Below are 13501 nucleotides of genomic sequence, written 5' to 3'. Positions count from 1 at the left end.
GTATTATATTCTTATTTGATAAAATAATATTATTTAAGCTAATTTGGGCCAATTAAAAAGTTTTTTAGATATAGAGCGTTACTATTAAAATAATTTAAAAATAAAAAAAATCTATTTTTTTACGGAGAAGCCAATAAACCCGTACAGCATTTATTTTACAATTTTCTTGTAAAAATCTAAGTAAAATTTTTCCAAAATGGTGGTTGTTTTATTTAGTAAATTTGTACTTTAAATAAAATGATATGGATGAGTTTGATTATAAAAGTGCTTTAGCTAAAGTTCCAGAACTTCCGGGGGTATATAGATATTTCGATGAAGAAGGAACTGTTATTTATGTAGGAAAAGCCAAAAATTTAAAGAATAGAGTAAGTAGTTATTTTGCCAAATCGAATCAGCATGATAGAAAGACAAAACGTTTAGTTAGTCAAATCAAAAACCTTGAATTTACCATTGTTCACACTGAATTCGATGCCTTACTTTTAGAAAATACACTTATCAAAAAGTTTCAACCTAAATATAATATTTTGTTGAGGGATGATAAGATGTACCCTTTTATTTGTGTGACCAATGAGCCTTTCCCCAAAATTATTACCATCAGAAGGGTGGATAAAAAAATGGGGACTTTCTTTGGCCCTTTTGCTAATCAGAAAGCGATGTATGCTATCCTTGAAATGTTTAATCAGCTATACACTTTTCGAACGTGCAATTTGAACCTTAATCATAAAAATATTGAAGATAGAAAGTTTAAAGTATGCTTAGAATACCATATTGGTAATTGTAAGGGTCCATGTGAAGCACTACAAACTGAAAAAGATTATCTAAAGGAAATAGACCAAGCTAAGAATATTTTGAAAGGCAATATGAGCCTTCCTAAGCAATATTTTGAAGAAAAAATGCAAGAGGCAGCCTCTAAGTTAGCCTTTGAAGAAGCACAGGAATTCAAAGAAAAACTAGCTTATCTTGTTAATTTTCAAAGTAAATCAACTGTGGTAAATCCTAACATTAGGGATGTTGATGTATTTTCAATTGTTTCAGATGAAAATGCTTTCTATTTTAATTTCATGAAAGTATTGAATGGTTTTATCACGCAGACTCAGTCGTTAGAAGTAAAGAAAAAGTTGGATGAAACCGATGAAGATATATTGACCATGATGGTATGGGAAATGCGTGATAAGTATGAAAGCGAAGCGAAAGAGGTAATTACTAATATTCCCTTGTCAGTTGAGTTGAAAGGAGTTGAAAATACCATTCCACAAATTGGAGATAAGAAAAAGCTTTTGGAGATGTCTTTGAAAAATGTGCTATACTTTAAGAAAGAAAAAGCCGACCGACAAGCCTCTGAAGAAAGTGCAGGTGATGCAAAAATGAGGATTTTGCTTACCTTAAAGAATGATTTGCAATTAAAATCTATACCACGCCACATAGAATGTTTTGATAACTCTAATATTCAAGGGACAAACCCCGTATCAGCAATGGTGTGTTTTAAGAATGGGATGCCCTCTAAAAAAGACTATCGGCATTTTACCCCAAAAACAGTTGAGGGGCCTAATGATTTTGCTACCATGCACGAGGTAGTTACGCGGAGGTATTCAAGATTACTGCAAGAAGAGGCAGATTTACCTGATTTGATTATTATTGATGGTGGCAAAGGACAATTAAGTGCTTCGGCAGATGCATTGAAAAACTTGGGACTCTATGGAAAAATTCCGATTATTGGTATCGCCAAACGACTAGAAGAAATTTATTTCCCAGAAGATAGCATTCCACTATACATTGATAAAAAGTCGGAATCACTCAAGTTAATACAACGTCTTCGTGATGAAGCCCATAGATTTGGTATTACTAAACACAGAGATAAGCGTTCTAAAAACTTTATTATTAGTCAACTAGAAAGCATTGACGGTATCGGAAAAAATACAGCCGAAAAACTATTGAAGCACTTTGGTACTGTAAGTAATATTTATAAGGCTACTTCTGAGGAATTAGAAACCCTATTAGGCAGAGCAAAAGCTTTAAAATTAAAAGAGCAATTAAAAGTAATTAACGACCAATAATAGCTGTCATTATAACATCATTCATCTGTGGATGATGTTATAATGAACCTCTTACTATCAATGAGCTTGCGCTAGCAATCTTTCCTTTTTGTCGATTATGCACCATTCTTCCAACCATTTTTCCCATCTGAACAAAGTCGTTTGAGATAGTAGTAATGCCGTTTTCAGCTAAAATTTCTTTAATCGGTGTATCATCATAAGAAAGTAAGCCTATCTCCTCTCCTAGTTTCAACTGTTTTTTATGGGTATAATTGACAAAACGGACTAAGTCATTCTCTAAGAAAAGTATATATGCGTGTCCTTTTTGCAGGTTTTCAACATCGAGATTATCTACCACTTCTCCTATTACATTGTGTGCTTCGCAGAATTTACTAAACCCTTTTATAATACCTTTGGGCGTGTACTGAAACTGGTTTTTACTCAAGAACAATGTTAAACTTTCGTATTTATTCAACATCGGAATCGCTTCTGTGAGTCCTTGATAAAAGTTCTGTTCAAAATCTTGGTATAAAACTGCATATTCTTCATCCAGTTGCTCGACATCAATATCTAAAATCAATAATTTGTCTTTAGATATTTGCGTAACAATATCCGAAACATCCTCATTAAAGTGAGGCATAATAATATAGAAATTATAATTACCAATATTATTAATAATTACGTTTTCAAAAACCTTCAAATCGTGATAATGAAAAAACAAATCAATAGAAACATTTTCTCCTAGCGCCTCTTTCATGGCATGGAAAAGTACTTCTTTATAAGAGTTCATGGCATCAAAAAGCACAAAAACGTGCATGGAAGCCTGAATATTAGTTGAAGCAACATAATATCCCTTGCCATGCTGTGCAGCCACAATTCCTCTTTCTCGAAGCTCTTCGTAGGCTCGAATTACTGTCATCCTAGCAACACCCAAAGACGCCGTAATATCATTAATTGTCGGGAGTTGGTCACCTCTTTTTAAAAGTCCTTGTTGGATTCTCTCAATGATTTCATCTACAATTTGTTGATATTTTGGTTTTTGAGCTTTAGGTTCGATTTGTAATTTATTTTTCATTGATGGGGTTTAATCGACAATTATTACACTCATTTTCTCTCCAAATTTAAATGAATCGAAAATTCAAGATTTTATTTCAAAAAGCCTTCTTCTTCTTTGGGTTTAGCAGTAGGCATTTGTACTTGCGTTGAATCTACGGTATAAGAGTTACACCCTAAATCTGCTCCGTCAGGTTTTTTAAAAGGTTCTTTCTTGAAACCTGCTATTGCCAAAGACTGGTCAGCATATACTTTATCCATAAAATTAGCATAAGCAGGCATAGCCATTTTTGCTCCTTGTCCGAGTGCCAAGCTTCTAAAGTGAATACTTCTGTCGTCGCCTCCTACCCAAACACCAGCTACTAAGTTCTGAGTAACACCCATAAACCAACCATCTGAGTAATTAGACGTAGTACCTGTTTTTGCACCAATATCATTGCCTTGTGCACAGTTATATCGATTCAATCCTTGAGCCGTTCCGCCTGATTCTTGTACAGCCCCTTTTAACATATAAGTCATCTTATAGGCTAAATCGGCACTAATTACTTGTTTGGTCGTTGTTTCGAAACGTCTTAATTCATTCCCATTTTTATCTTCAATACTCAAAATCATGATAGGTTCTATACGATAGCCTTGGTTGATAAAAGTACTATAAGCGGCTACTTGCTCATATACAGAAACCTCGCTAGCACCCAAACATAAAGCAGGAACTTCCATCAAACTACTCTGAATACCTACCCTATTGGCAAATTCTGCTATTTTTCTTGGTCCTAATAACTTCATTAACCTAGCAGAAATGGAGTTAATAGAAAGCCCCATAGCATGACGAAGCGACATAGAAGCGTAAGAATAACTACCTGTTGAGTTCTGCGGTGTCCATTGTCTATCAATTCCATCTTCTGGGCCAAACGTTACTGGCTCATCAACTACATTTTCACACAAACTTACAGCATCATTTTCAAGGGCACTTGCATACACAAATGGTTTGAAGGTAGAGCCTGGTTGGCGTTTACTTTGTCTTACGTGATCAAACTTAAAATATTTAAAATTTATTCCTCCTACCCAAGCTTTGATATGCCCATCGTTGGGATTCATCGCCATGAATCCACAGTTCAAGATTCTTTTGTAATAACTCATAGAATCAAGAGGTGATAAAGTAGTATCTCTATCTCCTTGCCAAGAAAATACCGTCATTTTCACAGGTGTTTTCAATACTTTCCAAACAGCCTCTTCATCTCCATCCAATTCTTCCATCAATGCTTTATAACGCTGAGTACGTTTCATTGCACTTTTCAGGAACCCTTTGATTTCGTGCATTCTTTCATCAACCCACGGGTTTCTGCCTTTCCAGTGTGCATAAAACAACTTTTGTTCGGCCTTCATATGGTCTTCCAAAGATGTTTGAGCATAGGCCTGCAATCTTGAATCAATGGTTGTATGAATCCTTAAACCACTAGTATATAAATTCAATTGGTCATCATCGTCTCTGGTTGAATTAATATCAGCAAGGAGGGCTTGTAGTTGTTTTTTTACAGCTTCACGAAAATAAGGAGCTTGTCCAGTGTTTTGATTTTCTACTTTAAATTTCAAATCTAGCGGTTCATTTTGCAAGGATATCATTTCTCCTTCCGACAGATGTTCATATTTATTCATCTGACCTAGTACAACGTTTCGACGAACAAGACATCTTTCTGGATGACGACGAGGGTCGTACATGGCAGGGTTTTGCAGCATTCCGACTAAAGTTGCGGCTTCTTTTACGGATACATTTCCCACACTTTTTCCAAAGTAAGTTTTACAAGCTACTCTAATTCCGTAGGCATTATTTCCAAACTCTACTTCGTTTAAATACATTTTAAGTATTTCTTGTTTGGTATAACGGCTTTCTAAACGAATGGCTAAAATCCATTCCTTGGTTTTGGCGATTATCGTCCTGACCAATGGGATTTTTGCTAACAATCCTTTATAACTTGGGCCATCTTCTGTTTGATCTAGCCTACGTGTATCAAAAAGGTTTTTGGCCAATTGCTGTGAAAGCGTACTTCCTCCTCCAGCGCTACCAAAATGTGATATAACCCTGAAAGTACTTCTTAAATCAATCCCAGAATGCTGTGTAAAACGGGCATCTTCTGTTGAAATTAAAGCATTGATGATATTAGGAGAAAGCTCTTCATACTCAATCGGTGAGCGGTTTTCACGGAAATATTTTTCTAATTCTACACCATCTTCAGAAATCAAAACAGAGGCAATCTGACTCTTCGGATTTTCTAGTTCTTGTAAACTAGGCATCCCGCCAAAAAGCCATAAGAAGTTATATTGAACAGCAAAGATATAGAGTATAAAAGCAACAAAACCAATAATCGACAGCCTCCATAGCCGTTTTATGATTAGTTTGTATTTACCAGTTTGAAATTGAATCATGGGTAATTTTCAATAAGGATTTATAAAAGGATTATATTTAAGTGGTAACAAACTTAAACCTGCAAGTTCCCTAAGATATGAATGAGCAATGATATTAAATTAACTATCTTACAAATTTAAAAATTAAATATTGAATTCCTGCAAATACCTGCACTTTAGCCAATTGCAAAATGGTATTTCTGTTGCAGAGAACGTCTTGGTTTTTTAAAAATTGTAAAAGAAATGATTTCCTTTTGAGGTTTTTATCAATATACAATATTTTGATAGTTTTATATGAAATTTACACAAGCATTTCTGCGGATTTTTATCCTTCAAATACCAACTTTATAAATAACGCCTATATATAAACACTTGAAAAGTCGTAAATTGCATGATTATTTCAATATTCTAAAATATTCTAAATGAGTTTATTAGCAATTGGTTCGGTAGCATTTGATGCCCTCGAAACACCCTACGGCAAAACAGACAAAATCATCGGTGGTGCAGGAACATATATTTCTTTGTCTGCCTCTTACTTCAAAATTCCCGTAAACCTTGTAGCGGTTGTAGGCGAAGATTTCCCACAAGAATATATTCAACTTCTTGAAAGTAAAGAAATTGACACTACTGGCTTACAAATAAAAAAAGGAGAAAAAACTTTCTTTTGGTCTGGTCGTTATCACAACAACATGAATTCTCGTGATACTTTAGTTACTGAATTAAATGTTTTAGGCACTTTCGACCCTATTATTCCAGCACAATACCAAGACTGCCAATACCTAATGTTGGGTAATTTGACGCCAGCAGTACAGATAACAGTCATCGAACGTTTGGCAAAACGCCCAAAATTAATTGTAATGGATACAATGAACTTTTGGATGGATATTGCAATGGATGATTTGAAAAAAGTACTTACTATGATTGATGTACTTTGTATCAATGATGAGGAGGCACGCCAACTTTCAGGTGATTATTCATTAAGAACAGCTGCCAAAACGATTATGGCAATGGGGCCTAAAACATTAATTATCAAAAAGGGAGAACACGGAGCTTTGCTTTTCCAAGGTGATAAATTATTCTTCTGCCCAGCTTTGGTACTAGAACAAGTGTTTGACCCAACTGGTGCTGGAGATACTTTTGTTGGTGGATTTATTGGCTATTTAGCTAAAACTGACGATATCAGCTTTGAAAATATGAAAAGAGCCATCGTACATGGCTCGGCAATGGCATCATTCTGTGTAGAGAAATTTGGTACAGAAAGAATTGTTGACCTGAACGATGAAGAACTTACTTCACGTATCAATGAATTTAAAGATTTAGCTGGATTTGATATTTAAGCTTTTTCGGATTACTAGATTTGTATCGTCTAGTAATCCGACATCTTCACATTCCTCCGCCAGATATAAAGTTTTGTAAATGACTAATCGTTGCTTTCTGGTCTTCAATAATATATCGTACTACGTCTCCCATCGAAACAATCCCTACAACGTGTTTCTCAGCAATTACAGGTAGATATCGTATATGTCTTTCAGACATTATCTCCATACATTTTTCAATAGAATCTTCAAACTTAACAGAGGGACATTCTGATTCCATGATTTCTGATACCAAAGTATCATTAGAATGTTTTCCTTTCACAATTACTTTCTGAGCATAATCTCGCTCTGTGAGTATTCCTACAAACTCATCTTGATTATATACTACCAGTGCCCCTATATTTTTCTGGGCCATAATCTCAAGTGCTTCGTAAACAGTTTTAGAAGCATCGATGACAGTAACAGTATTTCCTTTGTGATAAATAAGATTAGATACTCTTTTCATAGCTTTATTTATTTTGTTATAATGCTATAATTTAGCGAAAAAATCCTAAATAAAAAAGCCGAAAAGTCAATTTATTTTCCACCTACTACTATTTCATCTAAAGAATTTATCGATAAATGCTGATTTGCCACTTCCATAACCATCTCAGTAGTAACAGTTTGGATATTTTGAATATAACAATCGTAAAAATCAGTAGGAAGTCCCTCAGAAAAAATAACCTTATAACGGTCTGAAATATCAAATGGCGTATTCAAAGAGCCAGCAAATGAACCAATCATATAGTTTTTAACAACTTCTAATTCTTCAGCATCAATTAATTCCTTCTGAAGTATTGTTATTTCTTTATGGATTTCATCTATTGTAAGTTGCGTGTATTCCTTTTTAACATCAGTTCCAATCACGAAATAACCTGCTTGTGAAAAAGGAGCAATATTTGAAGAAATGCCATAAGTAAGTCCCTTTTCTTCACGAATATTCTTCATCAATCTTGAGCCAAAATATCCTCCTAAAGTCTCATTTAAAACCAGCATTTTAAAATAATCTGGATGTTTGCGAGTCATCATCTGCTTTCCTATTCTGATAGACGATTGTACGCTTTCTTCTCTATCTATCAATATTTCCTTCTTCTCAGCTCTGTATACTTGGGTATTATCCAAATATTTTTTATCGCCCTCTTGCACTTTAATATCTCCAAAAAAGTCTTCTACCAGCTTTACTTCCGCTTCCGTTATTTTTCCTGATAAAAATATTCGTGGCTTTTTATTTAACCAGAAGCTTTGATAGAATTCAAGTAACGATGCACGACTAATAGTATTGATAGCTTCTTCGTCCAAAGATTTTCCGTATGGATGATTATCTCCAAATATGGTATTTCTAAAAATTTTATTGGCTAAAAACGAAGTTTTTTCAGTGTTTACTGATAGCGTTTGTAACTGTATTTTTTTGAATTTTATTAACTCATCCTCTGGGAAAGTAGCATTATTGAGTATTTCCTGTACCATGGGCAAAAGCGCAGGCAAATACTTCGCTAATCCATATACCGTAATATTTGCTCTATCAAGCCCATGACCAAACTCTATGAAGGCTCCATATTGATCAAAAAAAGCACTTATTTGTGAAGACGAATATTTAGCTGTTCCTTCTCCAAGCATTTTGGCAGTAAAAAATGATACTCCATTTTCTTTTTCATACCAATTCCCTGCATCAAAACTAATTTCGAGCTTTACTACAGGTTGTTCCCCAACACTGATATAATGCAATGGAATGCCGTTTGACAAGAAAATGCTTTCAATTTTTGGAATGCTTACTTGCTGAATAGTTTGATAATCTGGATTTTTTACTCTATCTATAATCATTTCTCGTTATACTAATTTTTATTAGACTTTATAAATGTTCATTGGTATAGGCTAATATTTTAAACTAAAAAAAATGACATCTCGTTCGAGATGCCATTCATTCTATTATTGTAATAATATTTTATACAAAATTATTTGGTTGTTGTCGTTGCCACTTTTGGAGCTGAATTAAAAGTAGCATGTAAACTTAATCTAAGTGTTTGTGCTAATGCGTTTCCACTTGATACTGGAATTAAGTAGGCAAAATCTAACCCAAATTTCTTTTCTAATTTTACACCAAAACCTGCTGTAAAATACTTACGACCTCCTTTATAAGCATCTTCATAGAAATAACCTCCTCTTAGTGCAAATAAATCATTGTATAAATATTCTGCTCCTAAAGAAACATTGATTTCTTTCAATTCTTCACTAAATCCGTCTGGAGCATCACCAAATGAGCCCAAAATACCCCCAATAGCTGTTGATGGTTGTTGCAGTACATTATTAACTTTTTTCGGAGTAGGCACCATCAATTTGTTGATATCCATTGTCAATGTCAACTTATTGTGTTGATCAATCGTATTGATAGCCGCAAAACCTGCTTTAAAATTAGTCGGAATAAAATTAGATTCTGATAAGCCATAAGAAACGCGGCCTGAAATATTTTGAATCATTACACCCCAGTTATAATTCCAAGGCTTATCTCTTTTTGAAGTGTGAAATAAACCAATGTCCGCAGCAACTGTAGATTCGTTCTGTACAACAATTGCATTAGCTGTAATCGGAAACAATTGAGAATTGATATATTTTACATTTACACCAAGTCCAAGTTTTTCAGATAATTTACGAGAATAAGAAGCTGAGATTGAATATTCTTTTGAAGAAAAATCTCCTAAAGAGTTTCCAATACCGTCAGTCGCTTGAAATTTACCTTGATCAAAATAATGAATTGATATTCCTAGTGCTTGATTTGCTTGAATTTTTTTATAAAAACTAGCATTCAAAAGCCCCATATCATTAACCAATTGGCGTAGCCATGGCGTATATGATACAGAAACAGCCATATCTTTCCCAGAAAAAGGGATTTTTCCTGGATTCCAAAAAATACTATTCGCATCGCCATCACCTGGCGATAGGGCTACCCCTGCATCGCCCATTGCTGCCGAGCGGGCATCAGGAGTAATTATTAAAGATTGAATAACTGGAGACGGTGCATTAGTAAATTCAGTTTGAGTTTGAGCAAAGACGTTCACAGCGGGCACTGTTAATCCAAACAACAGGGTCACTCTTAGAGCGCTGGTAATTTTTTTAATCATTGTCTTTAAGGTTAAAGTTTCTTGGAACGAGGCATATCAAAAGTAGTCAATAAACCTTTTTTTACAAAATTTATCCAAATATTCTTTGCTGGAAATTATTTTAACGAGATAATCTTGCCACTTCCATTTGCTTGATATCCAGTTGTTAGTGACTTTACAAAAATACGATAAAAGTAATTACCAGTTACATTTGAAACAGAATCTTCTACAATATTCCATGAAATTTTATTAAATGGTGTGCTTACTTGGTAAGCATTTTCTTTTATTTGTTTAATTAGATGCCCAAAAGTATCAAAAATTTCGATAATTACATTAAAATCATCTCCTTCTTGATTATGCTCAAAACTGAAAGTAGTTTTTTCACTTGTTGGATTTGGAAAACAGAATACATTTTTTAATGTATTTTCACTCTCGGCGTTGACTCTGAATCGTAACGAAGACTCAGTGGAATTATTATTGGTATCCCAAACTTTTAATTTTAATTGATGTTCCCCTGCTATTAAGTTCTTGATTTGATACTTTATTTGTCCGCTTCTATAATCATCCTTATTAGCAATAAAGTATTGATTTACAATTATTTTCAGCGTATCATCAACCGTTAATAATAGTTCATGACCCAATCCTTCACTAGCGATGTTAATACCATTTTCGTCTGCAATATTAGCTAAAAAAATCGGACTCTCATTCGTTAAGTCTCCATCAATAAAAGATAAGTCATTTAAAAACAGTTTTACACTGGGTGGAGTATTGTCTTGTTCCAAACGATTATCTGCTCCTCCTATCATAGGGCTTAATGCACCCGAAGCATCGAGTGCCCCATCAGTAGTTTGAGCATACATAAAGATTTTACCCTCTCCTAACTGGTAATTAATATCTTTAGGAACAACAAAAGAACTAGTAAAGCTTCCATTCAAAACACTTACTTCTCCTTTAAATAAAATGTTAGTAAAATCTTGATAATTGAACTTTGCCCCCTTGTTTCCCTTGGTCGAAATACTCTTTTCTTTGTCATAAACTGTAATAACAGCTTTTCCACTAAATGTATTTACCTTTGTCTGTGTTCCTAGCAGTCTTATTTCGCCTTCAATTTTCACTTTGCTTTGGGCTTTTAAAGTATCGGCTTTGGCTATTTCTTTTCCATTTATTTTCACAAAGGCTATTTCATGTTCAGGATAAGCTAATTTCATAGATGGGTCACCCAACAATGAAAAGTTTCTATTCAATACTCCTTGCAAACTATTATTTTTTGTATAAACCATCACATCCCCTAATCTTGGCATTACTCCATTAATAGGCGTAAAAACAGCTTGATAAAAGGCCTGATTAATAAAAAAATTAGTGTTTTGATAAACAGGTCGTGTGGTGGTTAATAAGGCAATTGCACCACCGTTAGGGTTCAGAATAGATAACTCGGCTCCTGAAATCTGATTGGGGTCATCAAATCTACCAAATTGACAAGTTGCCGTAAGCATCAAGGGCATATTATTAAAATTTGTCCAAGATTGTATGTCTTTTAACGTCAATATTTGTTCGTCAGTCCAACCAGTTTCAGCCCCATGACCATTATAATTCACAATTAACGACCCTTGCTGAAAAGCTTGATTAAGCGCATTATTGGCTAAGGGCGACCGCTGTCCTTCGGGTAAAGAAACCAAAGGAAAGGCATCTAAATAAATTTTCCCTGTTTGATAAGCTGGCGAAAATATATTTATCATAGTGGCAAAAGCCTCTGCATCTTGCTGGTGAATATTACCATCGTCATCGTCAGCCACAAAAGCTAATTTGCTTCGCCATTGCCCAATTGTATTTTTGTTCGTACCATAATTTATCAACTTATCTACTATCTGCTTGGCTTCTTCTATATTCTTAACAGGCAATCTACCTATTCCAATCTCAAGGCTATGATTTCCAGCTTGGTTCTCCGTCCATTCACCTTCATTATCCTGTAAAAAGCCAAAGTAATCATCTGAAGAATAGCTAAAAATAGGATGTAATGATTCCCTACTTTCATAAGTGGGTATTAAAATAGCCTTGGTTTCATCATTAATTACGCTCAGCCTTTTCTTATAATCATAAGAAGCGTCCCCAAAAAGCAATAAATATTTGATGGTATCAGGCTTTCTTTGATAAAGACTCCTCAAAAAATCTCTAATGGCTGATATATCTTGTTTCCCTGAAGAATACTCGTTATAAATTTCTTCTGGCGACACCACCAGTACCGATAATTTATCATGCTCTCTTCTAAAATCTGCCAGACGTGAGGCTTGGGTTCTCAACAAAGGTGAACTAACTATTACTAAATTAGGAACATCAATATTATGTAAATTTTGATTATTAATTTTCTGAGTCGATACTGGAACAAGAAAATCAGCATTGCTAAAAATGATGAATTCTCTGAGTATTTGGCTAGTAAGTCCAAAGCTTACGGACTGGTTTTGTGAAGAATATACCTGATTTTGTACTTGTAGGGGATTAGTAATATCCCAAATTTTAAAGGTAGCTATGGGCTTCTCAATGACATAATTTACGGTTGGGTAGTTTATACTTTCAATAGCCCTAAAAATCGTCTGTTGATTATATAACTTCAAAACTCTTTTTGTCTGAATACCTAAATAATTTAAGTATCCTACGCCATAAGTAAGTGTTTTTTTATCATAAGTTAGGCCAACTCTAAAGGCATCTGTACTAGCAAAGGCACTACCGCTAATACTAAAACTTTTTGTCGCACTGGCTCCTTTATAATCGTATCGGTCACTACCTATTGCCGACATTGCCATTCTGCCCAAATTCTGCTCGTTGGCTCTTATAACAAAGTCTGTTTGCCCATAAGCCGATACTACTGCCGAACAAGTTATGTTTACCATTGAAGTTGCGATAATTCCTGGAAGATTAAAAGCAAAAACCTGCTCATTAGTTCCCGAAAATTCTTCACCAAACCATTCTCTGCCAGAACCAGCAAAAGGGGCTTGTGCCAAAATGTTTTTTTGGTCTACTTCATGAAAAACGTAATCATCAAATGTTGAGATATTGTTCGTAGCGGCTACAGACGCTTGGTCTTTTATCCTTAATCCTTTAGTTTCTGCAAGGGTTAAAAAATAAAAAGTAGTGTCAGCATAAATATTGAATTGGTGCTTTAACAAGCCCGTTGCGGAATCATAATAGGTCTTGTTCGGACTTTGTCCGTAGAAAAGAATAAAATCTTGGGCATCAAACTTTCCGTCGGCTTCTCCTTCAATATAAATATTATTTTCAGTTAAATCAACAGCCCTATTCTGTAGATTGCTTTGAGGGAGCATTCCTCCACCATTGCCAAAGAGTTGAATATTTTGAGGATTGATTTTAGCTAAATCAAAGCCATTTCGTTGTAGAAACTCAGCGTCTAATCGATAAACTCCATTATTTTTTACCCCAATTTTTATCCAATTACCTTTTGCCAATACTGAATTTTGAGCATAGTTTTTTAAAGGAAAAAAGAAAAGGAAAAATAGAATACTATTTATAAGTGATTTTTTCAAGATTACATTTTTTACTTTATTTAAACGTA

At 34.4% G+C, this 13501-nt stretch carries 8 protein-coding genes; 2 read left to right on the top strand and 6 right to left on the bottom strand.

Annotation, left to right across the window (positions count from 1 at the left end):
• Positions 1 to 242 precede the first annotated feature (242 nt).
• Positions 243 to 2054: an excinuclease ABC subunit UvrC gene (gene uvrC, locus AC1RNE_RS13540; protein WP_492801461.1), complete on the top strand. Its 1812-nt coding sequence runs from the start codon at positions 243 to 245 to the stop codon at positions 2052 to 2054.
• 37 nt (positions 2055 to 2091) lie between these two features.
• Here the strand turns inward: uvrC and AC1RNE_RS13535 are convergent, their stop codons facing one another.
• Positions 2092 to 3108 (bottom strand): GntR family transcriptional regulator, encoded by a 1017-nt coding sequence (locus AC1RNE_RS13535; RefSeq protein WP_492801460.1) that lies wholly within the window; start codon positions 3106 to 3108, stop codon positions 2092 to 2094.
• Between the two features lie 71 nt (positions 3109 to 3179).
• Complete coding sequence (locus AC1RNE_RS13530; protein ID WP_492801459.1) at positions 3180 to 5507, bottom strand: penicillin-binding protein 1A; 2328 nt, start codon at positions 5505 to 5507, stop codon at positions 3180 to 3182.
• Between the two features lie 401 nt (positions 5508 to 5908).
• On the opposite strand from AC1RNE_RS13530, the gene AC1RNE_RS13525 reads away from it, so the two are divergent.
• Positions 5909 to 6823, top strand: coding sequence for a PfkB family carbohydrate kinase (locus AC1RNE_RS13525; RefSeq protein WP_492801458.1), 915 nt, complete (start codon positions 5909 to 5911; stop codon positions 6821 to 6823).
• Positions 6824 to 6869: 46 nt separating this feature from the next.
• On the opposite strand, the gene AC1RNE_RS13520 is transcribed toward AC1RNE_RS13525, so the two are convergent.
• From AC1RNE_RS13520 to porU, 4 genes are all read right to left on the bottom strand, one after another.
• Entirely contained in the window at positions 6870 to 7307 is a 438-nt protein-coding gene (locus AC1RNE_RS13520; RefSeq protein WP_309922504.1) for a CBS domain-containing protein, read from the bottom strand.
• Positions 7308 to 7378: 71 nt separating this feature from the next.
• Positions 7379 to 8662: a M16 family metallopeptidase gene (locus AC1RNE_RS13515; RefSeq protein WP_492801457.1), complete on the bottom strand. Its 1284-nt coding sequence runs from the start codon at positions 8660 to 8662 to the stop codon at positions 7379 to 7381.
• A gap of 131 nt (positions 8663 to 8793) precedes the next feature.
• Positions 8794 to 9957: a type IX secretion system outer membrane channel protein PorV gene (gene porV, locus AC1RNE_RS13510; RefSeq protein WP_492801456.1), complete on the bottom strand. Its 1164-nt coding sequence runs from the start codon at positions 9955 to 9957 to the stop codon at positions 8794 to 8796.
• A 95-nt stretch (positions 9958 to 10052) separates the two neighbouring features.
• Positions 10053 to 13472 carry a type IX secretion system sortase PorU gene (porU, locus tag AC1RNE_RS13505; RefSeq protein ID WP_492801455.1) on the bottom strand — a complete coding sequence of 1140 codons (3420 nt, stop codon included), beginning with the start codon at positions 13470 to 13472 and terminating at the stop codon, positions 10053 to 10055.
• Between the last annotated feature and the right edge of the window lie 29 nt (positions 13473 to 13501).

This window comes from Arcicella sp. GW822-FHT02H01, assembly GCF_058802005.1.
This window is presented reverse-complemented; position numbering and strand designations above follow the sequence as displayed.

Coding starts and splice junctions, on each gene's coding strand:
- AC1RNE_RS13535 (WP_492801460.1), bottom strand. CDS start 3,108: ATGAAAAATAAATTACAAATCGAACCTAAAGCTCAAAAACCAAAATAT.
- AC1RNE_RS13530 (WP_492801459.1), bottom strand. CDS start 5,507: ATGATTCAATTTCAAACTGGTAAATACAAACTAATCATAAAACGGCTA.
- uvrC (WP_492801461.1), top strand. CDS start 243: ATGGATGAGTTTGATTATAAAAGTGCTTTAGCTAAAGTTCCAGAACTT.
- porV (WP_492801456.1), bottom strand. CDS start 9,957: ATGATTAAAAAAATTACCAGCGCTCTAAGAGTGACCCTGTTGTTTGGA.
- AC1RNE_RS13515 (WP_492801457.1), bottom strand. CDS start 8,662: ATGATTATAGATAGAGTAAAAAATCCAGATTATCAAACTATTCAGCAA.
- AC1RNE_RS13520 (WP_309922504.1), bottom strand. CDS start 7,307: ATGAAAAGAGTATCTAATCTTATTTATCACAAAGGAAATACTGTTACT.
- AC1RNE_RS13525 (WP_492801458.1), top strand. CDS start 5,909: ATGAGTTTATTAGCAATTGGTTCGGTAGCATTTGATGCCCTCGAAACA.